The sequence below is a fragment of the Paractinoplanes atraurantiacus genome (genome assembly GCF_900215205.1).
In the GTDB taxonomy this organism is placed as follows: Bacteria; Actinomycetota; Actinomycetes; order Mycobacteriales; family Micromonosporaceae; genus Actinoplanes; species Actinoplanes atraurantiacus.
On the sequence record NZ_OBDY01000017.1, the window covers coordinates 133,281 to 155,813 of the forward strand.

23 protein-coding genes are annotated in these 22,533 nt (G+C 70.5%); 11 read left to right on the plus strand and 12 right to left on the minus strand.

What is annotated here, in order from left to right; all coding sequences use genetic code 11:
- Positions 1-35: 35 nt before the first annotated feature.
- Together CRP55_RS31435 and CRP55_RS31440 are read left to right on the plus strand one after the other, a co-directional pair.
- Positions 36-1,385 (plus strand): serine hydrolase domain-containing protein, encoded by a 1,350-nt coding sequence (locus tag CRP55_RS31435; RefSeq protein ID WP_097324720.1) that lies wholly within the window; start codon positions 36-38, stop codon positions 1,383-1,385.
- A 689-nt stretch (positions 1,386-2,074) separates the two neighbouring features.
- Positions 2,075-3,058 (plus strand): IS481 family transposase, encoded by a 984-nt coding sequence (locus CRP55_RS31440; protein WP_097324724.1) that lies wholly within the window; start codon positions 2,075-2,077, stop codon positions 3,056-3,058.
- Between the two features lie 7 nt (positions 3,059-3,065).
- Here CRP55_RS31440 and CRP55_RS31445 read toward each other — a convergent pair whose 3' ends face one another.
- The 4 genes from CRP55_RS31445 to CRP55_RS31460 form a co-directional block, all read right to left on the minus strand.
- On the minus strand, positions 3,066-3,578 hold the full coding sequence (locus CRP55_RS31445; protein ID WP_097324728.1) for a hypothetical protein: 513 nt from the start codon (positions 3,576-3,578) through the stop codon (positions 3,066-3,068).
- Positions 3,579-3,758: 180 nt separating this feature from the next.
- The gene (locus CRP55_RS31450) at positions 3,759-4,088 is read right to left on the minus strand and encodes a helix-turn-helix domain-containing protein (protein WP_097324730.1); all 330 of its coding nucleotides are present in this window, start codon (positions 4,086-4,088) and stop codon (positions 3,759-3,761) included.
- A gap of 267 nt (positions 4,089-4,355) precedes the next feature.
- A complete protein-coding gene (locus CRP55_RS31455; protein WP_218854745.1) occupies positions 4,356-4,634 on the minus strand; it encodes an immunity protein CdiI family protein in 279 nt (92 codons plus the stop codon).
- 7 nt (positions 4,635-4,641) lie between these two features.
- A complete protein-coding gene (locus tag CRP55_RS31460) occupies positions 4,642-5,025 on the minus strand; it encodes an alpha/beta fold hydrolase (protein WP_097324732.1) in 384 nt (127 codons plus the stop codon).
- Positions 5,026-5,175: 150 nt separating this feature from the next.
- Between CRP55_RS31460 and CRP55_RS31465 the strand changes: the two genes are divergently transcribed.
- Positions 5,176-5,397 (plus strand): nuclear transport factor 2 family protein, encoded by a 222-nt coding sequence (locus CRP55_RS31465; RefSeq protein WP_097324735.1) that lies wholly within the window; start codon positions 5,176-5,178, stop codon positions 5,395-5,397.
- On the opposite strand, the gene CRP55_RS31470 is transcribed toward CRP55_RS31465, so the two are convergent.
- On the minus strand, positions 5,380-6,036 hold the full coding sequence (locus CRP55_RS31470) for a maleylpyruvate isomerase N-terminal domain-containing protein (RefSeq protein ID WP_097324738.1): 657 nt from the start codon (positions 6,034-6,036) through the stop codon (positions 5,380-5,382). The two genes, CRP55_RS31465 and CRP55_RS31470, sit on opposite strands and share 18 nt — an antisense overlap.
- A gap of 63 nt (positions 6,037-6,099) precedes the next feature.
- Here CRP55_RS31470 and CRP55_RS31475 point away from each other — a divergent pair, with 63 nt between their 5' ends.
- From CRP55_RS31475 to CRP55_RS31485, 3 genes are all read left to right on the plus strand, one after another.
- The gene (locus tag CRP55_RS31475) at positions 6,100-7,443 is read left to right on the plus strand and encodes a M20/M25/M40 family metallo-hydrolase (RefSeq protein WP_097324740.1); all 1,344 of its coding nucleotides are present in this window, start codon (positions 6,100-6,102) and stop codon (positions 7,441-7,443) included.
- Positions 7,444-7,544: 101 nt separating this feature from the next.
- On the plus strand, positions 7,545-8,606 hold the full coding sequence (locus CRP55_RS31480; protein WP_097324846.1) for a DUF3616 domain-containing protein: 1,062 nt from the start codon (positions 7,545-7,547) through the stop codon (positions 8,604-8,606).
- Entirely contained in the window at positions 8,603-8,902 is a 300-nt protein-coding gene (locus tag CRP55_RS31485) for a hypothetical protein (protein WP_097324741.1), read from the plus strand. Before CRP55_RS31480 ends, CRP55_RS31485 begins: the two co-directional genes overlap by 4 nt.
- A 7-nt stretch (positions 8,903-8,909) precedes the next feature.
- On the opposite strand, the gene CRP55_RS31490 is transcribed toward CRP55_RS31485, so the two are convergent.
- The 3 genes from CRP55_RS31490 to CRP55_RS31500 form a co-directional block, all read right to left on the minus strand.
- Positions 8,910-10,853, minus strand: a complete 1,944-nt coding sequence (locus CRP55_RS31490; RefSeq protein WP_245923502.1) for an FtsX-like permease family protein — start codon at positions 10,851-10,853, stop codon at positions 8,910-8,912.
- A gap of 102 nt (positions 10,854-10,955) precedes the next feature.
- Positions 10,956-11,687 (minus strand): ABC transporter ATP-binding protein, encoded by a 732-nt coding sequence (locus CRP55_RS31495; protein WP_097324848.1) that lies wholly within the window; start codon positions 11,685-11,687, stop codon positions 10,956-10,958.
- 74 nt (positions 11,688-11,761) lie between these two features.
- Entirely contained in the window at positions 11,762-12,760 is a 999-nt protein-coding gene (locus CRP55_RS31500; RefSeq protein WP_097324746.1) for an LLM class flavin-dependent oxidoreductase, read from the minus strand.
- An 18-nt stretch (positions 12,761-12,778) separates the two neighbouring features.
- Here CRP55_RS31500 and CRP55_RS31505 point away from each other — a divergent pair, with 18 nt between their 5' ends.
- Genes CRP55_RS31505 through CRP55_RS31520 form a run of 4 tightly spaced genes read left to right on the plus strand, consistent with a single transcriptional unit; the run spans position 12,779 to position 17,414 of the window.
- Positions 12,779-13,261, plus strand: coding sequence for a mycothiol transferase (locus CRP55_RS31505; protein ID WP_097324748.1), 483 nt, complete (start codon positions 12,779-12,781; stop codon positions 13,259-13,261).
- Positions 13,258-13,968 (plus strand): SDR family oxidoreductase, encoded by a 711-nt coding sequence (locus tag CRP55_RS31510; RefSeq protein ID WP_245923503.1) that lies wholly within the window; start codon positions 13,258-13,260, stop codon positions 13,966-13,968. Before CRP55_RS31505 ends, CRP55_RS31510 begins: the two co-directional genes overlap by 4 nt.
- Positions 13,969-13,986: 18 nt before the next feature.
- Positions 13,987-14,763, plus strand: coding sequence for an SAM hydrolase/SAM-dependent halogenase family protein (locus CRP55_RS31515; RefSeq protein ID WP_097324750.1), 777 nt, complete (start codon positions 13,987-13,989; stop codon positions 14,761-14,763).
- On the plus strand, positions 14,745-17,414 hold the full coding sequence (locus tag CRP55_RS31520; protein WP_179855404.1) for an AAA family ATPase: 2,670 nt from the start codon (positions 14,745-14,747) through the stop codon (positions 17,412-17,414). Before CRP55_RS31515 ends, CRP55_RS31520 begins: the two co-directional genes overlap by 19 nt.
- A gap of 14 nt (positions 17,415-17,428) precedes the next feature.
- Here the strand turns inward: CRP55_RS31520 and CRP55_RS31525 are convergent, their stop codons facing one another.
- From CRP55_RS31525 to CRP55_RS31535, 3 genes are all read right to left on the minus strand, one after another.
- Positions 17,429-18,223 carry a DUF6082 family protein gene (locus CRP55_RS31525; RefSeq protein ID WP_097324754.1) on the minus strand — a complete coding sequence of 265 codons (795 nt, stop codon included), beginning with the start codon at positions 18,221-18,223 and terminating at the stop codon, positions 17,429-17,431.
- A 195-nt stretch (positions 18,224-18,418) separates the two neighbouring features.
- Positions 18,419-18,655, minus strand: a complete 237-nt coding sequence (locus CRP55_RS31530) for a DUF397 domain-containing protein (protein WP_097324755.1) — start codon at positions 18,653-18,655, stop codon at positions 18,419-18,421.
- Positions 18,656-18,882: 227 nt separating this feature from the next.
- Positions 18,883-19,560 carry a SanA/YdcF family protein gene (locus CRP55_RS31535; RefSeq protein ID WP_342751592.1) on the minus strand — a complete coding sequence of 226 codons (678 nt, stop codon included), beginning with the start codon at positions 19,558-19,560 and terminating at the stop codon, positions 18,883-18,885.
- A gap of 41 nt (positions 19,561-19,601) precedes the next feature.
- Here CRP55_RS31535 and CRP55_RS31540 point away from each other — a divergent pair, with 41 nt between their 5' ends.
- Positions 19,602-20,294, plus strand: a complete 693-nt coding sequence (locus tag CRP55_RS31540) for a GNAT family N-acetyltransferase (RefSeq protein WP_245923504.1) — start codon at positions 19,602-19,604, stop codon at positions 20,292-20,294.
- Here the strand turns inward: CRP55_RS31540 and CRP55_RS31545 are convergent.
- Positions 20,281-22,521: an exo-beta-d-1,3/1,6-glucosidase gene (locus CRP55_RS31545; protein WP_097324758.1), complete on the minus strand. Its 2,241-nt coding sequence runs from the start codon at positions 22,519-22,521 to the stop codon at positions 20,281-20,283. The genes CRP55_RS31540 and CRP55_RS31545 overlap by 14 nt on opposite strands.
- Positions 22,522-22,533 lie beyond the last annotated feature (12 nt).

Genomic DNA, 22,533 nt, shown 5'->3' on the forward strand with positions numbered 1-22,533 from the left:
CCATAACCATACAGCCATACGGTTATGGAGGCTCCATGCTCATCCATGCGCTCCTGGCTCTCACGCTCGCCGTGCCCACGTTCGTCGAGCAGCAGCAGAAAGACCTGAACATCCCCGGCGTGGCCTATGCGATCGTCACCCGCGACCGCGTCGTCGAGCAGCACACGTCGGGCGTCACCGCGCAGACCCCGTTCCTCATCGGCTCGGTGTCCAAGCCGTTCACCGCCCTGACCGTCATGCAGCTCGTCGAGCAGGGCCGGGTCGACCTCGACGACCCGGTCGTCCGCCACCTGCCGTGGTTCGCCTTCCCGCAGATCACCGTGCGCCAGCTGCTGAACCACACGAGCGGCCTGCCCCAGTGGGCCTCACGCACCGACCGCTTCGACAACAGTCCCGACGGCCTTTCCCGTTCCGTTCGAGACCTGGCGACAGCCCGCCTGGGAAAGCCCGAATACAGCGACGCCAACTACATGGTGCTGGGCGCGATGGTGCAGGAGGTGACCGGCCGCCCATTCCGCGAGGTGTTGCAGCGCCAGGTCTTCGACCCGCTCGACATGCGCCACACGGTCGCCCAGTCAGCCGGCCACCGCTATTGGTTCGGCCATCCACGCCGCTTCGAGGCCCCCTACGACCTTTCGGGCCTGCCGTACGGCTACGTGACAGCCTCCCTGGACGACATGACGCACTTCGCGATGGCCCACCTGAACGGCGGCCGCTACGGCCCCCACCGCGTGATCTCCGCCGACACCATCACCCAGATGCAGACCGCACAGACCGACGTCGGCTACGGCCTGGGCTGGCGCGACACCGAGCTCGACGGCACCCGCATCGTCTGGCACGCCGGCGCTGACCCCGGCTTCTGGGCCCACCTGGTCCTGGTGCCGAGCGCCGGCATAGGCGTGATCGTCCTGGCCGACGCGTACAGCCCCGCCTTGGACGAGCGCCTGGCGTCGATAGCCTTCAACATCACCCGCATGGCCTTGGGCGGCACACCCGAGCCGTCCCCACCCTGGGACCCGCTACTGCGGGGCACGCTCTACGCGCTGGTCACCCTGGCCGCCCTGCTAGCGCTGACAATCACCATTTCCGCCGTACGCCGCCGCGTACGCCACCGAGCCGCCGCCCTCATATGGGCGATTTCATGCGCCGCCGTGGTCACATTGGCCTTGGTGGTGCTTCCCGCCTCGATGGGCTACAGCCTGACCCAGATCCGCTTGTGGACCCCCGACATCTTCTGGTCCATCATCGCGACAGCCACCCTGGCCACCATCCTGGCCATCCTCCGCCTGGCCTTGGCCGCCACAGCCCCACGCCCCGGTCCGCAGCCTTCACTCCCGCCCGCAGGCGTCCCTTCCAGCGACAGCCCAGCCGTGCCAGGCCCATGAGCGCCCTTTCGCTCACAGCGTCGCCACCGACATCGTCGTCACTTGTTTCCACGCCGGCTTCCGTCCCGTGCTTCGCCATTGCCTCCGAGCTCGCTCGCTCCAGGCCTTCCACGCCGCGCGGCTCAACCAAAGCCACGAAAGGACAGCCCCGATTCCGCGCGATGAGCCTTCCGACGCGGCGGCGTTCCCCGGCGTGCGACAAAAACCTTCGAAAGCGGGCCTTCAAGCCGCGAGCGGGACAAGTACGGTCGCGGCCCTTCATGCGGTGCGCGGGACAGGCTCGGTCGCGGCCCTCCACGCGGTGCGCAGGACAGGCTCGGTCGCGGCCCTCCATGGTGCGCGGGGACAGGCTCGGTCGCGGCCCTCCACGTGGTGCGCGGGACAGGCTCGGTCGCGGCCTTTCGTGCGGTGCGGGGATGAGCTCGGGCGTGGGCCCTTCATCTGGCATCGGCGGCGGCACCCTGATCTTCCCCGCGCGGGATCGGCCTTCAGACGCGGCGAGAGCGCAGCCATCACTCGACGCGAGGAGAGCCTTCATTTGGGTGCGCGGGCAGCCCTTCGCGCGCTGTGTCGTGTTCTAGGTGTTCTGACCACGGACGTTGGTAACGCGGCGGAGTTCCGGAAATAGGTGAGGACCTCCAGGTGAGGTGGAGCTTGTCGAGAGTTCCGTTTCACCCGGGAGGTCCTCTATGCCCCACGCTAACGCCTCACTGACCGAACGCGGCCGATTGCGGCTGGCCCGGTGCGTCGTCGATGACAAATGGCCGCTACGCCGGGCCGCGGACCGGTTCCAGGTCAGCCCGACCACCGCGAAACGCTGGGCCGACCGCTACCGCACCGACGGCGCGGCAGGCATGACCGACCGATCCAGCCGGCCACACCACAGCCCAAACCGCACACCCCACCCGATCGAACGCCGCGTCCTGCACCTACGCCGCAGCAAACGACTCGGGCCCGTGCGCATCGGCTGGCGCCTCAGCCTGCCGGCATCAACCTGCCACGCGATCCTGCGCCGTGCCCGCGCCGCCCGTTTGTCCCACCTCGACCGGGCCACCGCCGAACCGATCCGCCGCTACGAACACGACCGGCCCGGCGACCTGATCCACATCGACATCAAGAAACTCGGCAACATTCCCGACGGCGGCGGCTGGCGCACCCAAGGACGCGCCGCCGGCAGCCACAACAAACAGCGCACCACACCAAAACGCAAGAACAGCCACCCGGTGATCGGCTACGCCTACCTGCACACCGCCCTGGACGACCACTCCCGACTGGCCTACACCGAAATCCTGGCCGACGAGGCCAAGGAAACCGCTGCCGGGTTCTGGCGCCGCGCCCACGCCTGGTTCGCCGGCCACGGCATCACCATCACCCGGGTCCTGACCGACAACGGCTCCTGCTACAAATCCCGCCTCTGGCACCAGACCAACGCCGAACTCGGCGTCACGGTGAAGAAAACCCGCCCCTACCGGCCCCAAACCAATGGCAAAGCCGAACGTTTCCACCGAACCCTGACCGACGAATGGGCCTACGCCAAGGCAAACACCAGCGAAAACGCCCGCCGAAAAGCCCTACCCCGGTTCCCGCATACCTACAATCATCACCGCCACCACACCGCCATCGGCGGACCACCCGCCGACCGCGTTCCCAACCTCTCTGGGCAGAACATCTAGGCGACGGTCACATGAGTAGGCAGGCGCGGTGGGTCAGCAGGTCGTCGGCTAGTTCGTTGAGCATCTTGGCCGCGCCTACGGAACGAAGGGCGTGGCTCACGGCGGCGCGGACAGGCTCGGGCACGTCCGGATTTCCGAAGGCGGGCAGCGCCAGCAGGAGCGACGCCGGATCGGAGGGCAGAAGCGGCCAGGGCAAACCATGGTCGTCGGTGTAGTGCGGACCGGGGTCGGCGGCTCGCACCCCCTCGTCGACCACCCAGTCGATGCCGGCGTCGTCGGGCATCGTGCAGACGACCAGATGAAGGGTGCCGCCGGCCACCGCCACGGCGAAGACAGGCCACTGCCCCGGATCCTCGAAGTTCTCGAGATAGGCCTCCAGGTCGCCGAGGTCCACATCGAAGGCTTCGGGCGCACCTTGGGCGAGGCCGACACAGTAGAGAAAGGCCGGCCAGAACAGTTCGTCCTCGACCCAGCCGCTCGCATCAACGAGGGGCGCGTCTTCGTATCGAGGCAACCGCACGCCGCATGTTAACGGCGCGGGGGAAGGGGCGCCGCCCTGGTGGTCCCGCCCGCCGCCGTGGGCGGGCCACCAGGGCTCTTCAGCGCGCCGCCGGGCGGGCTGGTCTGGGGGAACTCTGTCGGGCCGGGTGGGTGGTGGGGTGAGCGCGTCCTGGCGCCGGGGTGGCCGCCACCGCGGGCGTCAGGACGCGCTCAGCTTGGGGGTGGGGCGCCGGTTCTCCGGGAAGATCTGGTCGTAGGCGATCAGCCAGCGGATCTGCTCGCGTGGGGGGACCTGGCAGCCGCGCAGGAAAGCCAGAAGGGTGTCGCGCCGCGGATTGCTGCGGGCGGCGATCAAGTTGTGTGCCGTGGCCCGGGAGATGGGGGTGCCGGCCAGGCTGCTGCGGCGCACTACGGCGTCGACCGAGCATCTACGCTGAGTCATCAGAGCGCGGAGTCGTCGCCCCAGCTCTTGCGGGGTGGCGGCGCCGGCCGGGTCGGGCGGAACGTTCGGCAGGGCGGTGACGGTCATGAAGGATTGCCTCCAACGGCTCCGGTCCTCGCGGCAACGAGGATCTTTCCGGGGTCGATGTAGATCCTGGTGCGGCCGTCCAGGCGAAACAAGAACGCGCTTGCGCACGAAAACCCAAGGTCAGCGCGTTGTGCCCCGGCTGGACGGTCCGTGACGCCTCTGCGCCACACTCGGCGTAGTCAGGCCGGCCGCCGACCTCGGACAGTCACGGATCATCGGTCGGCCACCGGTCGACGGTGCCGCAGCGTTATCGCAGTGAAATAACGCTCAGTAGTCGTTGACGTAGGTGATCTCGTAAAGGTCACCCAGCTCCCGGCTCACCAAAGCGTGCAATTGCCGCCCTTCGGCGATGAAGGCGACCCGCGCCTCCTCGGACTTCCACTCGAACTCCGGCCCCAGCTCCGCGCCGTACCGGTCGCCCCACCGCTCCAGCCGGGCCACCAGCTCCGCCGAGAGGGGCAGATCCTCGGGGGACAACCCGCCGTAGCGCCCCCACAACGGAAACGCCCCGTAGTCGGCCATCAGCCGGATGTGCTGCACCTTCACCGGGTCATCATGCCTTGAGGAAGCCTCGGACCAGGTCGGCACACTCCTCGGGCCGTTCGGCGTGCACGAAATGGCCGGAGCCGGGGAAGGTCCGGATCTCCGCGTCGGGCCGGGCGCTTCGCAACGCCTGGAGCTCCTCGGCGCTGGGAAGGGCGTCGAGCTCACCCCGGATCAGCAGGCTGCGCGCGGTCAGCCGCCGAAGGGCGGGAGTGTGCGGCGCGAAGAACTCGGGGTCTTCGGTGAGCCGGCTCTGGTGATCGGCGCCCCGTCGCCAGTGCTCCGGCCCGAAAGGGGCGGCCGCCACTACGGCAGCGATGCGGCCGCGCGCGGCGGCGTCGGGCGTGTAGACCTCATCGCGGGCAGCGCCGAACGCCGCGATCGTCTCGATCAACAGCGCCCACAGGGCCCGCGCCTCGTCTTCGGCAGCGCGACCGAGTTGCTCCGTAGTCGCTTGGTGAGGGCGGTCGGCCGGACGGTAGGGGGTCGGAGCGCAGGACCCCACGCTGGTCCAGCAGCAGTGCAGGCCTGCGATCCTGAACGTGTGGACCGGATCGTGGCCGAAGTGATCGACGCGATGGGGCGTGGGGATCGGGAAGCTTTGATCCGGCTCTTCCATCCCTACCTGCATTGGACCGAGGGCAGCTTGACCGTACGCGGGCGCACCAAAGTCCTGGCCCACGTCGATGGTGTGCCGGCGCCGCCTGTGGACTACGAGTTGCGGGACGGGCAGATCTACCGGTGGGTGTCAGCCCAGGACCGGTAGACGGGCCACGGCCGGGGACTCGGCGCGCTGCGCCGGGGTGGGTGACACGCGGCCGGTGCCCAGCAGGACCACTGTCTCGTCGGGCCACGTGGGTGGGAGTGGGGCGCCGGCCAAGGTCTCGACGGTGCGGCGGGCCAACAGGAGCGCCGGGGTGTGCGGTGGCGAGGTGGTGATGTCCAGGTGGTGGACGGCCAGCTCGACTGCCCACGTGGCCAGGAAGTCGCCCCAGGGGAGCACGTGACCCTGGAATCGCACGGCGGACGGCGTGAAGGTGAGCACGGCAGCGCGTACACCATCAATTGTCGGGGTCAGATGTTTCAGCACAGCCGAGGGGCGCTCGTAGGCGGCGGCCACGCGCCGGACGAACTGGATGCCGGCGATGTCGGGTGTGCCGGTGGGGGTGAAGTCGCGCCAATACGAGGCGGCGTCGGTGTCGGGTGGGGCGTCCGTGTGGGAGACGCAGCCCAGCAGCATCTCCTGCAAGCCCTGGTGGACGTGGACCAGCGCCTCGCTCACGGTCCAGCCGGTGCAGCGGCTCGGCGCCAGCAGCGCCTCGTCGGAGAGGCCGGCCGCGGTGCCGATCAGGAGGTCCATCTGGCCGAGGAACGCCGAGCGTGCCTCGCCGGGGTCGACGTGCATGGGTCTTCCTTACCCCGAAACTGCGTATAGACATCGATCACTGTCCGGGCCAGAGTGGGACGCATGGCCAACTCGACGAGGCGTACGTTTCTGTCGGTGTCCGCGGCTGCTGTGGCGGCGCCGCTCGTGGCGGGTGAGGCGAAAGCCTCGGTGAAGCCCGAGCTGAGGGAGATCCTCAAGGAGATCGACCCGCGGCGGATCGAGGCCGTCGTCCGGCGTCTGGTCTCCTTCGGTACGCGGCACACGCTGTCCACGCAGGACGACCCGGTGCGGGGCATCGGGGCGGCCCGGGACTGGATCTACGCGGAGCTGCGGCGATATGCGGCGGGGACGCCGATGACCGTGGAGCTCCAGTCGTTCATTCAGCCGGTGTCGCCGCGGGTTCCGCAACCGACGCGGATCACCAACGTGATCGCGACGCTGCCGGGCTCGGTCACGCCGGAGCGGATCTACGTGGTGACCGGGCACTACGACTCGCGGGTGACCGACGTCATGAACGCGACCGCCGACGCGCCCGGCGCCGACGACGACGCGTCGGGCGTTGCCGTGATCATGGAGTTGGCGCGGGTCATGGCCAAGAGGAGGCCGGAGGCGACGCTCGTCTTCGCGGCGGTGGCGGGGGAGGAGCAGGGTCTGTACGGCTCCGACCACATGGCCCAGGTCTACAAGGACCAGGGCGCGGACATCCAGGCCATGTTCAGCAACGACATCGTGGGCACCGGGGACGCGCATGACGGCACGGCCCCCCACCGGCGGCAGGTGCGCCTTTTCGTCGAGGGGGTGCCGACCTCCGAGACCGCGGCCGAGGCGAGGACCCGGCTGAGCGTCGGGGGCGAGAACGACGGCCCGTCACGGCAGATCGGGCGATTTGTCCAAAACACCCGCACGGACCTTGACGTACGCGTGATCTGGCGCCGCGATCGCTACCTCCGGGGCAGTGATCACATCTCGTTCCTGCTCCGGGGCTATCCGGCGGCCCGCTTCACGGAGCCCCGGGAGAACTTCGCCCATGAGCATCAGGACGTACGCGTCGAGAACGGCGTCCAATACGGCGATCTGATCCAGTTCTGCGACTTCCGGTACATCGCCGGCGTCGCGAAGACGAACGCCGCCGTCCTCTGGTCGCTGGCCCAGGCGCCGGGCACGCCGCGCGGCGTGGTCATCGACACGACCCAGCTCACCAACGAGACGACCCTGCGCTGGGAGGTCGGCGCCGAGCCCGATCTGGCCGGCTACGAGATCGTCTGGCGGGAGACCACGGCCCCGGAGTGGCAGCACAGTCGCGACGTGGGCAAGGTGGGCACGATCACGATCGATCTGTCCAAGGACAACGTCTTCTTCGGCGTACGGGCGTACGACCGTGAAGGCAACCGCAGCCCGGTCGCGGCGCCGAGACCGTCGCCGTGATCCCGGCAAATGAGGACGCGTCCTCACTTATGTCGTGGATCGTGAAGCTGAAGTAGGACAGAACAGATCCGCAGGTGCGCGGCGGTGCGACGATGAGTTTCATGACGTTGGAACACACCGTGCGCCTGCGGTTCGGGGACGTGTCCCGCACGGCGGCGACGCACACCAACCTGTCCGCGGTCCGGCTCGACGGCCCCGTGCTGTGGATCGCCGGCGACGAGACCGCGACCCTGGAACGGCTGATCGTCGACGACCCGGCCCAGCCCACCGAGTTCGGCGACGAGCGCAGCTTCCGGCTGGCCGACTTCGTCGACCTGCCCGGCGTCGACGCCGACGAGGAAGCCGACGTCGAGGGCCTGGCCCGCACCGGGCATTTCCTGTGGGCGGTCGGCTCGCACAGCCTGCGCCGCAAGCAGATCAAGGAGAGGCATGAGGGCGCCCGGGCGCTCAAGCGGCTGGCCCGGGTCGAGGGCCAGGACAACCGCCAGATTCTCGTACGGCTGCCGATCGTCGACGTCGACGGTCTGCCGACACCGGTCCGCGAGGCGACGATCGACGGCGTACGTCACCGGGCGGCCGCCCTGGGCAAACGCGACGCCCTGCGGACGCTGCTGCGCTCCGACGAGCACCTGGGCCCGTTCCTGGGCATCCCCGGCAAGGACAACGGCCTGGACATCGAGGGCATAGCGGTCCGCGGTGGCCGCGTCTACCTGGGCTTGCGGGGCCCGGTGCTGCGAGGGTGGGCGTTCGTGCTGGAGTTGCGCCCGTACGTGGACGAGGACGACCCGGACCGCCTGCGGCTGACCCCGTTCCCGGACGGCAAGCTCTACCGCAAGCACGTGCTCGACCTGGACGGCCTGGGCGTGCGAGACCTGTGCCCGCACGGCGACGACCTGCTCATCCTGGCCGGCCCGACGATGGACCTGGACGGCCCGGTCCGCATCTACCGCTGGCACGGGGCGGCGGTGGCCGAGGAGCCGATCATCGTCCGCTCCGACCTGATCAGCCGGGAGCTGGAGCTGACGTACGGCGAGGGGGACGACCACGCCGAGGGCCTGAGCCTGGTCGGCGACGACCGGGTCCTGGTCGTGTACGACAGCCCGGCCCCGATCCGCTTGACCACCGACGGCGCGGTGGTCGCCGACGTGCTCAAGCTTCCGTGACGTTCCCGGCCGGCCCCATGACCGGCGCCTCCATGACCGGCGCCTTCGTGGCCGGCGCCTTCGTGGCCGGCGGCGAGGAAGGCGGCCGGTCGGGGCTCGGCCAGGCTTGGCGCGCTCGCCGGCGACGCGAACGCTTCTATGGCGTGTGCCCGTTGTGCGGTCACGACTGGCGCGAGCACGACCCCGGCGCCGGTTGCGGGGAGTGCCGGTACGAAATCGAACACGAGGAGCCGGGCGCGCCGGCGGACCGCTGCCGGGCCGTCGCGCCCGGCTACACGTTCGGCCTTCGTGGCTGATCGCGTGCTAGGCCGCGCGGAGCTGGGTGACCGGCTGGGGGCGGGTGGCCGACAGCGAGGTGATCAGAGTGGTTGCGGTGGTCACGACCAAGGCGATCGCGGTCACGGCGCCGATCTGGGTCCACGGCAGGTCGAGGGTGCCGGTGCCGGTCACCGACTTCGTCGTGGAGAGGACGGCGATGAAAGTCGCGGCCGAGGCCACGCCGCCGAGGATCAAAGCCGAGACCGTTATGGCGTACGCCTCCAGCAGTGCCGAACGCACCACCTGGCCCCGTGTCATGCCGGTCACCCGGGCCTCGGCGAACTCGCGGCGGCGGGTGGCGGCGCCGATGACTATCGAGTTGATGACGCCGATCAGGGCGTAGAGGCCGCCCAGGCCCAGCACGATCAGCATGATCTTCTCGTTGGTGGAGTTGGCGGCCTCGGCGTCGGCCCGCAGCCGGTCGTCGAGGGTCGTCACGGTGCCGAAGCGGGCCAGGCTCGCCCGGGTCGCGGCGGCGTCCGCGTCCTTCGTTAGTGTGACGAACGATTGTGTGGGGGCGTCCTTCAGCTCGGCCGCGGAGAGCAGGCCGGGCGGCACGAGGAGGTTGGCGCCGCCGGTCATGGTGGCCGGCACACCCGCGACGACCGGAAGGTCGCCCAGATCCCGGTCGGGCACCGTCAGGCGGACGGTGCCGCCGGCGCCGGGAACGTCGCCGCCGGGCCCGGCCGCGACCTCCCGGCCGTTCAGCCCGGCCAGCGAGGCACTGTCGTCGTGCGTCTTGGCGTACGCCACCGGATCGATCACCAGAAGGCTGATCGTCTCCGTCTCGCGGTCCTCGCCCGACCCGGTAGTGACCTCAGCCGGCACCCGCGTCTCGACGGACACGGAAGCCACGCCCGGAATATCCGAGAAGGAGGCCGCTCCCGGCGTGTCCGCGCTCGGAGTGCCCGTGGAAGGGCTGGGCGGGTTGGTGGGGCCGGGCGGTCCGGTGGACTCCACGACCAGGTCGGCGTGGGTCTGTGTGGCCAGCTGGTGGATGCCCGACGTGGTGAAGGAGGCGCCGGCGCCTACGTTGCCGACGACCAGGGCGACCAGGACGATCAGTGGGGCGGCGACCGAGGCCGAGCGGCGGCGGGCGTCGCTCAAGTTGGCCCGGGCCAGGCCGCCGGGGGCCCGGAACGGGACCAGGCGGGCGATCAGCGGGACCAGCAGCGGGGCGAAGGCCACCACTGCCACGGCGGCGGGGATCGGGACGTTCATGGCCATGGCCATGCCGCCGGCGGGGCCGCCGAACGGGGCCACGATCATCAGGGCGAGGGCGCCGCCGAGGAAGATCAGGCCGATCAGGGCCCGGCTCCACGTCATCACCCGGGCCGCCGGGCCGGTCTCGCGCAGCGCCTCCAGGGGGCGCACCCGGGACGCTCGCCGGGCCGCGACCAGGACTCCGGCGACGGCGAGCAGGATGCCCGTACCGAAAGAGACGCCGAGGATCCACTGCCGCCACTCGCCCGCGAAGCTCTGTGGCACGAAGCCGAACTCGCGCATGAGCCAGCCCTGCAAGCGCATCACCGCCAGGCCGGCCGGAACGCCCAGCATCGCGCCGAGCGCGCCCAGCGTCACCGCCTCGCCCAGCAGCAGGCGCCGCAGCTGGCCCCGGCTGCCGCCGACCAGGCGCAGTAATGCCAGGTCGCGGCGGCGCTGGTCGACCGTGAAGGCGAACGTCGAACTGATGATGAAACCGGCCAGGAAGACCGCCCCGCCGAGCACCACGCCCAGCATCGACACCGCGGCCGCCGTGCCGTCGGCGAACTCCATCCGCTCGGCCGCGCTCGCACCGGCCGGCGGATCCAGCAGCGCCGCCGTGATGAGCAGCAGCAGCGACGATTGCACGAGCGCCACGCCCAGCGTGACCGACAGCAGCGCGCCCGCGAACAGCGTCCAGCGCTCGGCCAGGCCGGCGCGGCTCATCCCCATCATGTCAGCGCTCCCGGAACGAGACCGGCGGCTCGAAGAGGCGTCAGCATGTCAGCGCTGCCGGCACGACCGGTGGCTCGAAGAGTCGTCAGCATGTCAGCGCTCCCAGGTGGCGAGCCGGTCGGCGACCGCGCGCGTGCTCGCGCCGGTCAACTGGTCGACGACGCGGCCGTCGCCCAGGAACACGACGGAGTCGGCGCGGGCGGCCGCGCCCGGGTCGTGGGTGACCATCACGATGCTCTGGCCCGCGTCGGCCATCGCGCGCAGCAGGTCGAGCACCGTGCGGGCCGCGCGGGAGTCGAGGGCGCCGGTCGGCTCGTCCGCGAACAGCACCTCGGGCCGGGTCACCATCGCGCGGGCGATAGCCACCCGCTGCTGCTGGCCGCCGGACAGCTCGCGCGGCTTGTGCCGGGCCCGGTCGGCCAGCCCGACCGTGTCCAGCGTCGCGCGCACCTCCGCCCGCGACGGCCTGCGCCCGGCGAGACGCAGCGGCAGGGCCACGTTCTGTTCCGCCGTCAGCGAGCCGATCAGGTTGAAACTCTGGAAGACAAAGCCGATTCGCGTACGCCGCAGCGAGGTCAACTGCGAGTCCCCGGCCGCCGTGATGTCGGTGTCGCCGATCAGCACCCGCCCGCTGTCGACCCGTTCCAGGCCGGCCGCGCAGTGCAGCAGCGTGGACTTGCCGGAGCCGGACGGGCCCATCACGGCCGTCCAGCCACCCCGCGGAAACTGGAGGGTCACATCGTCGACGGCCCGGACCGCGGCCGGGCCTCGGCCGTAGACCCGGCTGATGCCCTGAAGTGCGACGGCGGCCCCCGTCATCGTCATCGTCGTCATGACGTCGACGCTATTTTTCCGCGGGGTCGAAATCGCTCCCGCCGGCCCCCGTCTTCTTGGTGGTGTTAACTCCCCGGTTTCCAGCCGAGGGCGGGGCCGAGCTTGGTCGCGATGTCGGTGAGGATCTGGAGGTAGTCGTCGTGCTCGAAGCTGAACGGCAGGGCGAACGCCACCTCGTCGATCTCGCGGTAGGCGGCGTGCGCGTGCAGTTGGTCGGCGATCTCGGCCGAGGAGCCGACGTAGTCGCGGGAGAACAGCATGCGGGCGGGGCCCTGCGGTTCCCGCGTGCGTGGGGTGCGCTTGTCGGCGTACGCCAAATATTTGCTCTTCTGCTCCTGAGAAGCGGAATCCGTGGGGATGACCACGAGGCCCTGCGAGACGCGGCCGGTGGGGTTGGCGGCGCGGAAGGCGCGGATGTGGCTGAGCTGGATGTCGGCGAAGTCGGTGCCGTCCTCGGCCTTGACCACGCTGCTGGTCAGGAAGTTCATGCCGTGCTCGCCGGCCCACTGCGCCGAGCGGAGGCTGCCGCCGCCGTACCACATGCGCTCGCGCAGGCCGGCCGCGTGCGGCTCGACGCGCGGGGAGAAGACCTCGAAACCCTGCGTGCCCTCGAAGTCGGTGGCCTGCTTGCCGGCGACGAAGTCGAGCAGGCGCTCCACCCGGCCGTAGCCGAAGTCCTCGTCGTGGCCGGGGTAGAGGGCGGGCTTGACCTTGTCGTAGTTCATCGGCGGGCCGACGCTGACGCCCGGGTTGAGCCGGCCGCCGGAGAGGATGTCGACGGTGGCGAGATCCTCGGCCAGGCGCAGCGGATTTTCCCAGCCGAGGGGGATGACCGCGGTGCCGAGCTCGATCCGGCTGGTGCGCTGGCTGGCGGCGGCCAGCACCGCGACGGGCGACGAGATGCCGTACTGCAAATGGCGATGCCGGACCCACGCGCTGTCGAAACCGAGGTCCTCGCCCCGCTTGATGATCTCCAGGGTCGTCTCGTGCCCGGGTCGCGGATCGGCGCCGTCGAACAGCCCGATCGTCAGGAAGCCCAGCTTGCGCAGTGATCCATCCGCCATGGATCTACCCTGTCACGAATGACGGCCCTCGAGGACGTGACGTTCCCTTCACCTTCCCCGCCTACCGACTCAATAGGTCTTCACCTCCGCTGGCTCGACTTCCTGCGCGGCGCGGTCCTGCGCAAGGCGCTCGGCGTCACCGACGAGCAGGCCCGGTGGCGGCCGGACGGGAAGCTGCTGCCCCTGGTCGGCCTGGTCAATCACCTCACCAACGTCGAGCGCCGGTGGATCGACGGCGTCATGCTGGGCGGTTCGACCTTCAAAGATCCTTTGGAGTACGAGGCCCCGGCGCTCCCCATCGATGTCGTCATCACCGCCTATCGGGAGAGAGCGGTCGCGACCGCCGGCGCGGTCCGGTCTCTGGGTGACCTGGACACGCGGTCGCCGGGCGGGGAGTACGACCTACGCTTCGTGCTGCTGCATCTGATCAACGAGACGGCTCGGCATGCCGGGCACGCGGACGCCGTGCGGGAGTTGCTGGACGGGACGGTGGGGGAGTGACTGCTCTGATCACGGGCGCCTCGCGTGGGCTGGGCGCTTTCATCGCGCGGCGGTTGGCGGCCGTCGAGCCGGTGGTGGTCAACTACGCGCGGGATTCCGCCGGCGCTGCGCGCGTCGTCGACGACATCATTGCGGCCGGCGGACAAGCTCGCGCGTACAAAGCGGATGTAACCGATTTTTCCGCCGTGCAGGAAATGCTGGATAGCGTGGGTCCGGTGCGGGTCGTCGTGGCCAACGCGACCGGGCCGCAGCCGCTGATTGCGGCCGAGGAGACCACCTGGGAGGACCATCTGCGGCAGCTCGAGTTCTTCGTGAAGAGCCCGACGCTGCTCATGCAGGCCGCGCTTCCCGGCATGAAAGAGCTCGGCGGCGGCCGCATCATCATGATCGGGTCGGACTCGTTCGAGCGGGCCCTTCCGCTGGCCTCGGCCTACAACGCGGCCAAGGGCGCGCAGATCGGGCTCGCCCGCACGTGGGCCAGGGAGCTGGGTCGGTACGGGGTGACGGTGAACGTCGTCGCGCCGGGCTGGATCCCGGTCGAGCGGCACGGCGACGCCGACACCGCCGGCTACGTGGCCGAGGTGCCGCTGGGCCGGATCGGCACCCCGGACGACATCGCCGACGTGGTGGCGTTCGTGGCCTCGGACGCGGCCCGCTTCGTCACCGGCGAGCGGATCACGGTCAACGGCGGCCACACCATCGATTGACGCGGCTAGTCTGCGGACATGCTGATCACCGTGGTGGCCGACTACGGCCTCGGGGACCTCGCCTTCGCGGAGGTGCGGCAGCGCTTCGCCCACCTGCTGCCGCACGCTCAGGTCGACGCGGTGCCGGTGCCGCCGTTCGACACGGTGAGCGCCGGCTTCTGCCTGGCCCAGCTCGCCTTCGGCGACGGGCCGGCCGACCGGATCGTCTACGCCAACGTCGCCCCGCGCGAGGACCTCGACGACGCCCGCGACGACAACGAGGGCGAGCCGCTGGCCGCGGCCCAGCTCGACTCCGGGGTGCTGGTGGTGGGGGTCGCCTCGGGATTCTCGCTGTCGTTCCTGGCCGCCGAGGGGGTGCCGGTGCGGGCGGTGAAGGTGGCCGACGCCGGCTCGCAGTTCCGTTCCCGCGATGTGTTCCCGGCCGCCGTGGCCGCCCTGGCCCGCGGTGAGGATCTGCTCGGCGAGGAGCTGGACCTTCCGGCCCCGCCGGCCGGCGCGGTCGTCTACACCGACGGCTACGGCAACCTGAAGACGTCGTACTCCTCCGCGCCGGCGCCCGTCGGCACCGCCGTACAGGTGAAGATCGGTGACGTGGCCGCCGAGGCCGTCGTCAGCGACGGGGTCTTCGCCGTGCCCGCGGGCACGATGTCGTTCGCGCCGGGCAGCTCCGGGTGGGGCGGCAAGGCGTTCTACGAGCTCCTGCTGCGCGGCGGCGACGCGGCCGGCGTCTTCGGCCGCCCGAGATCGGGAACGCCGATTGCATTACAGTCCGGCGGGTGGGGGATGCGCTGGTAGGACGGGACGACACGGTCGCCACGGTGCGGGCGCTGCTGGACGGCGCCGCGGCCGGCGCGGGCGGGGCGCTCGTGCTGCACGGGCCGGCGGGCATCGGCAAGACCGCGATCCTGGACTGGGCCGCGCAGGCCGGTGACTTCCAGGTTCTGCGCGGGTCGGCGGCGCAGGAGGAGTACGTCCTGTCGTACGGCCTGATCGCGCAACTGCTCCGGCCGGTTCTCGTGCTGGAGGGCGCCGAGGAGCCGTTCACGGTCGGGCGGGACGCGCTCGAGCTGGTCACGACGATGGCCGAGCAGCGGCCGGTGCTGATCATCGCGGACGACCTGCACTGGGCCGACACGGCCAGCGCGAGCGTGCTGGCCTTCCTGGGGCGCCGGCTCGGCGCCGACCGGGTCGCGCTGCTGTGCGCCTACCGCGACGACGAGTCGGCCGACGGCGCCGGGGCCGGCCTGCCCGAGCTCGCCCTGGGCCCGCTGGGTGACGAGGCGGCCGACCTGGTGGTCCGGCGGCACGCGCCGGCCCTGCCGCTGGCCGCCCGCCGCCGGGTGCTGGCCGAGGCCGAGGGAAACCCGCTCGCCCTGGCCGAGTTCGCCGTCGCGGCGCGGTCACCGGAGGCGCTCGCGCGCGGCTCGCTGGCGTTGACCGAGCGGCTGGAGAAGACGTTCGCCGACCGGGCGGCCGGGCTGCCGGAGAGCACCCGGATCGCCCTGACCGTGGCCGCCCTGGGCGAGGGCGGCCTCGACGAGGTCGTGGCGGCGACCGGCCTGGTCGTCGGCGACGCCCGTTTCGCCTCGGACGATCTCGAACCGGCGGTCGAGGGCCGGATGATCGACCGGCCGGCGCTGCTCGGCGCCGTGCGGTTCCGGCATCCGCTGATGCGCTCGGCGATGCGGCACGGCGTGCCCGAGGCGGTGCGGCGGGCCTGCCACCGGGCGCTGGCCGAGGTCAACCGCGACGATCCGGGGCGGCGGGCCTGGCATCGGGCGGCCGCCGCCGACCGGGCCGACGAGCCGATCGCGGCCGAGCTCGAGACGGCCGGCAACCAGCTCTCGGCCGGGGCCAATCCGGCCGCCGCGTACCGGATGTACCTGCGCGCGGCCGAGCTCACCCCCGGCCACGACGCCCGGCAGCGGCGGCTCGCGGCCGCCCTGTTCACGGCGTTCGACATGGGCGACCACCGCGAGGTGGTGCGGCTCTGCGGGATCGTCGACCCGCGGCCGCTCGACCTGCCGTCGCGGCTGGCGATCGCCCTTCAGCAGGAGGCGCTGGTCGACCGCCGCTGGTCGGGCAGCCTGCTGCTCAACCGCTTCGCCGACGAGGCGGGCCTGCTGCCGCCGGGCTCCGAGGTCGAGCAGGTCGTGCGGGCCCTGCGGGTGCTGGTCATCCGGTTGTACTGGGGTGTCGGCGAGGGCGACCCGGTCCGTACGGCGATGCTCGGGGTCCTCGACCGCCTGCCGGGCGGACCCAGCTCGACCGGGCGGATCATCAGCGAGTGCATGCTGGCCCCGGTCGACCGGGCCGCGTCCGTGCTGCGCCAGGTGCGCGAGACTCACGTGTCCCCGGCGTTGCGGCCGTCCGAGCTGTGGGAGCTGGGCCTGGCCGCGCAGGTGTGCGGCGACATGGCGCTGGCCGGCCGGCTGCTGACCCGGGCGGTGTCCGGCATGCGCCAGGGCTCGTCCATCGTAGAGTTCGTGAACGCCCTGAGCAGCCTGTGCCTCCAGTCGATCCTGGAGGGCGACGTCCGCCAGGCGTCGGTGCTGGCCGACGAGATCACGGCGCTGGTGCCGGAGGCGGGCCTGCCGCTGTACGACCCGACTGCCCGGGCCATGGGTGCGGCGGCGGCCGGCCTGCGTGGCGACGCCGACACGGCCGAGCGCCTGGCCTCGCAGGCCGAGCAGGTGCTGGTGCCGTTCGGCGCGATCCCGGTGCTGGCGCTGGTCCGCATGTGCCGCGGGCTGACCGCGCTCGGGCAGAACCGCCCCGGCGAGGCGTACGAGGAACTCGTCACGGTCTTCACGCCGACCGCGAGCGGATATCACCACGCGTTCCGGCTGCTGCTGACGCAGCCCCTGGCCGAGGCGGCGATCCTGGCCGGCCGCCGCGACGAGCTGGCCGAGCAGATCGCCGTGCTGGAGCCGATCGCGGAGCGGACAGGCTCACCGATCCTGCGCATCGGCCTGAACTACGCCCGGGCGGTCCTGGCCGACGACGACGAGCTGTTCCGCCACGCGATGAGCGACCCCGACCTGACGGTGCTGGACCGGGCCCACCTGGAGCTCGCCTTCGGACGCTCGATGCGCCTGCGGCGCCGGGCGGTGGAGAGCCGCTCGTTCCTGAGAAGCGCCCAGCACACGTACGAGGCCCTGGGCATGGCCCCGTGGGCGGAGAGCGCCCGGGCCCAGCTGCGAGCGGCCGGCGAGCGGGTGGAGACCCCGACGTCAGAGGCGGCCGACCTGCTGACCCCGCAGGAGCTGCACATCGCGGCACTGGCGGCCCAGGGCCTGACGAACCGCGAGATAGCGCAGAGGTTGTACGTCTCGCATCGCACCATCGGCGCCCACCTCTACCACATCTACCCCAAGCTGGGCGTCACGTCCCGCAACGAGCTGGCGGCCGCGCTGGGCCCCTTGTCCGGAGAGCTGGCGGCGTAAATGAGCGGTGACGTCTACCCAGAGTGGCGAAGGGTCCCTTCTCCATCGGGCAGGGCGCTTCGGCCAGCAGTCTCGAGCGGCGTCAGCTCGCGTCCACGGTGCCGTCGACTTCGCGACGACGGTAGCCGTGGTTCCTGGAGCCTTCGGTGCCCGAACGGTGGTCGTGAGTGGCTACGGAACGTGCCCGGGTTGATCGGTGCGCCACCTCCCGCGGCATGCGCGTCGACGGCTTCGCGGTAAGTGTCGTCCGCAAGGTCGCGAAAGGACTGACTGCGCCTGGTACTGCCGTCGGCCCAGGCGCGAGCCCCGATGGAAGCCCACCAGGTCAGAGCCGCTGGATCCCTGAACAGTTCCTCGAACAAGTGCCGCAGCCCGGAACGGGACAGCGTCCCTGTGTTCCAGAGCATGGCCCAGTGCGACACCCACAAATTCAAGATCATCCAGCGCCTCAACTGGCTCCACGGAATCCCCGGAACGACCGGAAAGGCAAGATCCGGATCGCTCAGCGAGACCTTGACGAGCTCGATCTGCTGCGCCCGCCTCGTCGCGGCGTCAGCTAGGCGCGCCTGCCGCCATTGGAGGACCAGTGAGCCTGCGATGCCGCACAGGGCTAGTCCCGACAAGATCGCTGATATGCCGCCGTACGCCTGGCCGACATCCGCCAGCCATCGCCAGTCGACCGGCCTGCTCGTCATGACACTCATCAGCCAGGGAGCTACGGTGATCGCTATGACCAGGCACGCCATCGCGGTCACGGTCAGGGCGATCGAGAGCTGCGCACGTCCAACGGTTACGCGACTTTCACTCATATCTGCATGTTCGCCTGGGGCGGCAAATTGATCTTCAGTGGCGGGAGCGTGCAGCCGTCACTGCCGGCAATCTCTTGCGTTATTTGTGTCGCGTTGTCATGTGCTGGAATATCGACGGATAATACTTGAGGACCGAGGCGTCACGCCTTCGCCCGCGCATGGCAAGCGGATGTAGCCGTGACGCCTCGCCATTCTTCAGTTCAGCAACGAGAATTCATTGCCTTTCACGCCGTCCGTGAAGTTCTTCCATTCGATCGCATCGAACGTCAGAACGGTTTCCGGATCTCTGGAGTTGCGTAGTGCCACGGCACCGCCGAGGATGCACCACTCCACACAGTGGGCTTCGCCGACGCAGCGGCTGCTGCGGCACCATGCATTTTCGGCGCGAATGGTTTGACTTCGAGCCAACATGAGCTCCTTGATGTGCGACACGTAACGTGTCAGATGCGCATTATCGCCAAGGTCGATCGGCGCGCCGATCCGTCACGAGTGGGCGCCGTTTGGGCATCATTCTTGTGACGCGGACGGATACGGCGAAAAGGAGACTACTACAACCTCTGAGCTTCTTACGCCGGATTGGCGGTTGCCGCGTGCGAAACAAGTTTGCCTCGTGTCACGCCCGTGCGGTTCGCGACCCTGCGGAGTGCGGAGACAACGGGTCAGGAGGCGGCGAGGGCCTCTTCGACTGTTGTTTCGTGGCGGCCCAGGAAGACCGGGTCTCGGTGGGTCACCACGTCGGCCACGGCCTTGACTATGGCGCCTCGCTCTCGGATCACCGAGTTGCGCCACGGCTCCTTGTAGATTTTGACCGTGTCGTCGCCTACGCCGTTCGTGGCGATGCCCTCCGTGCGGCACAGGGCCACCGCTCGATCCAGGTGGTACGTCTGGGTGACGATCGTGGCCGCTTTCACGCCGAAGATGCGCTTCGCCCTGACGCACGAGTCGTACGTGTCGAAGCCCGCGTAGTCGATCGCTATCCGGGACGCCGGCACGCCGTGGGCGATCAGGTAGACCTGCATCGAGCCGGGCTCGTCGTACTCCCAGCGGCTGTGGTCGCCCGAGACCAGGATGGCCTTGACCTTGCCCGTCTCGTAGAGGCGCCGCGCTATGTCCAGGCGGGCGGCCAGGAACGGGGACGGCGACCCGTCCGCGTAGACCTCCGCGCCCAGCACGATCGCCACCGGGGCCGCGGGGACCTCCGACTCGCTGAAGATGTGGCCGCGCGCCTCACCCCGTACCCACAATTCGCCGCTCAGAAGGACCGCGACGCCCAGCATGACCACGACGACGCTTGCGAGAATGCCGCGGCGCAGCCAACGGCGAGTGAGGATCCGCACGTGCACGACTTTGGCAGGCCGGGTCAAGGCAGCATGGCGGGGTGCTCACCTCTGACGACCCTTTGATCATCTGGGCCGCCGATCAGCCCGGGGCCCGTGTCTTCACCCGTCCGGGCGCTGTCGCGGTTGTCTGCCCCGATCTCGCCCGGCATGACCGGATGCCCGTGCACGGTGATCCCGGCGCCGTCGCCGCCCTGCTGCGTGAGGTTCTTCCGCTGGCCGGGCCCACCTTTCGGCCGCTCGGCGACGAGTCGCTGATGACCGCCGTGGCCGAGCGGCTGCCGATGATCGAGGTTGCCGGGCGGTTCGGCTGGATGGACACCGCCACGGCGCCTTCGGCGACCGCGGGTCAACAGCCTCATTGGCTGGGTTCCGGCGAGCTGCCCGAGGTCACGGCGCTGCTTGATGAGGCTTCTCCCGAGACGTACGCCCGTCCGGGAGGTTCCGGGGTCGCGCGCTGGGCGGGTGTCCGCGATGCGGACGGCACCCTGCTGGCGGTGGCCGCCGACGCCTGGTCGTCCGGCCGGGTCGGCTTCCTGGCCGGCGTCGCCACCGCCGAACGGGCCCGGGGCCGCGGGCTGGCCGCGGCCCTCTGCGCCTTCGTCACCCGGGAGCTGCTCGTGGGCCGCGACCGGGTGGCGCTGTTCGTCGATCACTGGAACAGCGCCGCCCTGGCCACGTACAAGAAGCTGGGTTTCGCCCTGAGGCCGGTCGCGGCCGCTAGACGATCGTGAAGGCGGCCTTGGAGTAGGTGCGCGAGCTCGGGCCGACCAGCAGCTCGAAGTCGCCCGGCTCCACGACGCGCCGGCCGTCCGCCGTCACCAGCGAGCACGCGCTCGCCGGCAGCTCCAGCTCCACGATGCGGCTTTCGCCGGGCGGGACCGAGACCTGCTTGTACGCCTTCAGCTCGCGCCCGGCCCACGTGACGCTCGTGACGAGGTCGCTGACGTACACCTGCACCGTCTCGACCGCCGGGCGCTCGCCGGTGTTGGTGAGCGTGACCGTCGCCCGCACGACCCCGTCCGCGGCCACCTCGGGTGTGGTCACGGTCAGATCGCCGTACTCAATCGTGGTGTAGCTCAGACCCTCGCCGAAGGCGAACAACGGGTCCTGGGTCAGATCGGCGTAGCGGTCGCCGTGCTGGCCCCGGATGGTGTTGTAGTAGACCGGCTGCTGGCCGACGTGCCGGGCCACCGACAGCGGCAGCCGGCCGCTCGGCTCGATCAGGCCCAGCACCAGCTCGGCGATGGCCCGGCCGCCGCGCATGCCCGGGTTGAAGGCCTGAATGATCGCGGCCGCGTTCAGGGCCGACTCGGGCAGCACCGACGGCTTCGACTGGACCAGCACGACGATCATCGGGGTCTTGGTGGCCGCGATCGCGTCGAGCAGCGCGATCTGGCCGCCCTGCAACTCCAGCGTGGCCGTCGACTTGTGCTCGCCGGTCAGGTTGACCGTGTCGCCGACCACCACGACCGCGAAGTCGGCCCGGATCGCCTTGTCGCGGGCCACGTCGATGAGGTGCCGGTCGACCGGGGCCGCCTGCGAGATCGGCGGGCGCGGCTGCCCGTCCGGGTAGGTCTCGCCCTCGGGGTCGGGCACGAGCCGCTCGATCTCGGCGCCGCGGGCGTAGTCGATGTCCCAGTTGGCCGGGGCGACCGCGCGGAAGCCGTCCAGCACCGTCTCGATCATCTCGCGGGGCTGGCCGTCGGGCAGCCAGTCGATCTGGCCCGAGTCGCCGGCCCAGTCGCCGAGCTGAGCGGACGGGGAGTCGGCGTTGGGGCCGATCACCGCGATGCGGCGGAACTTGGCCGCCGGGTCGAGCGGCAGTGTGCCGTCGTTGCGCAGCAGGATCAGCGAGCGGCGGGCCACCTCGAGGTTGAGCTCGCTGTGCTCGGCCGAGCCGATCACGAGCCGCTGCCGCTGCGGGTCGGGCGCCCGGGGGTCCTCGAAAAGGCCCAATTCGAACTTCAGGCGCAGGATCCGGCGTACGGCCTCATCAATCTCCGTCTCCTGGAGAAGCCCCCGCTCGACCGCTTCCTGCGCGCCCTCGAAGAAGCCCGGCGTGACCATGACCAGGTCGTTTCCGGCCTTGACGGCGACCGCGGCCGCCTCGGCGTAATCGGCGCAGACCCGCTGCTCCCAGACCATGCGCCCGACGTTGTCCCAGTCGGTGACCAGGGTGCCGGTGAAACCCCATTCCTGCTTGAGTACGTCGTTGAGCAGCCACTTGTTGGCGGTGATGGGCACGCCGTCCATCGACTGGTAGCCGAGCATGAAGACCCGGCAGCCCTCGCGGGCGACCCGCTCGAACGGCGGCAGGAACCACGAGCGCAGCTTGCGCGGGCTCAGGTCGGCCTCGCTGGCGTCCCGGCCGCCCTGCGTCTCGGAGTAGCCGGCGAAGTGCTTGGCCGTGGCCAGGATCGCGGTCGGGTCGGTGAGGCCGCCGCCCTGATAGCCGCGGATCATCGCCGAGCCGAGCTCACCGATCAGGAACGGGTCCTCGCCGAAAGTTTCGTCGACCCGGCCCCAGCGGAGATCGCGGGTGATGCACAGGACGGGGGAGAAGGTCCAGTGGATGCCGGTGGCCGAGACCTCGACGGCGGTCACCCGGGCCACCCGCTCCAGCAGCTCCGGATCCCAGCTGCCGGCCATCGAGAGCTGGGTCGGGAAGATCGTCGCGCCCGGCCAGAAGGAGTGGCCGTGGATGCAGTCCTCGGCGGTGAGCAGCGGGATCTGCAACCGGGTCTTGGCGACCAGGTCGATCGCCTCGAGCATCTTGGCCGGCGAGGTGTGCAGGATCGAGCCGGCGAGCTTCTCGCTGACGATCTCCTTCACGTCGCCGCGGGCGTCGAGCTGGAGCATCTGCCCGACCTTCTCGGGCAGGGTCATCCGGCTGAGCAGGTCGTCTACCCGCTGGTCGACGGATAGGGAGGGATCCCTGTACGGGTGGACGTCGGGCACGCGCGCCTCCGG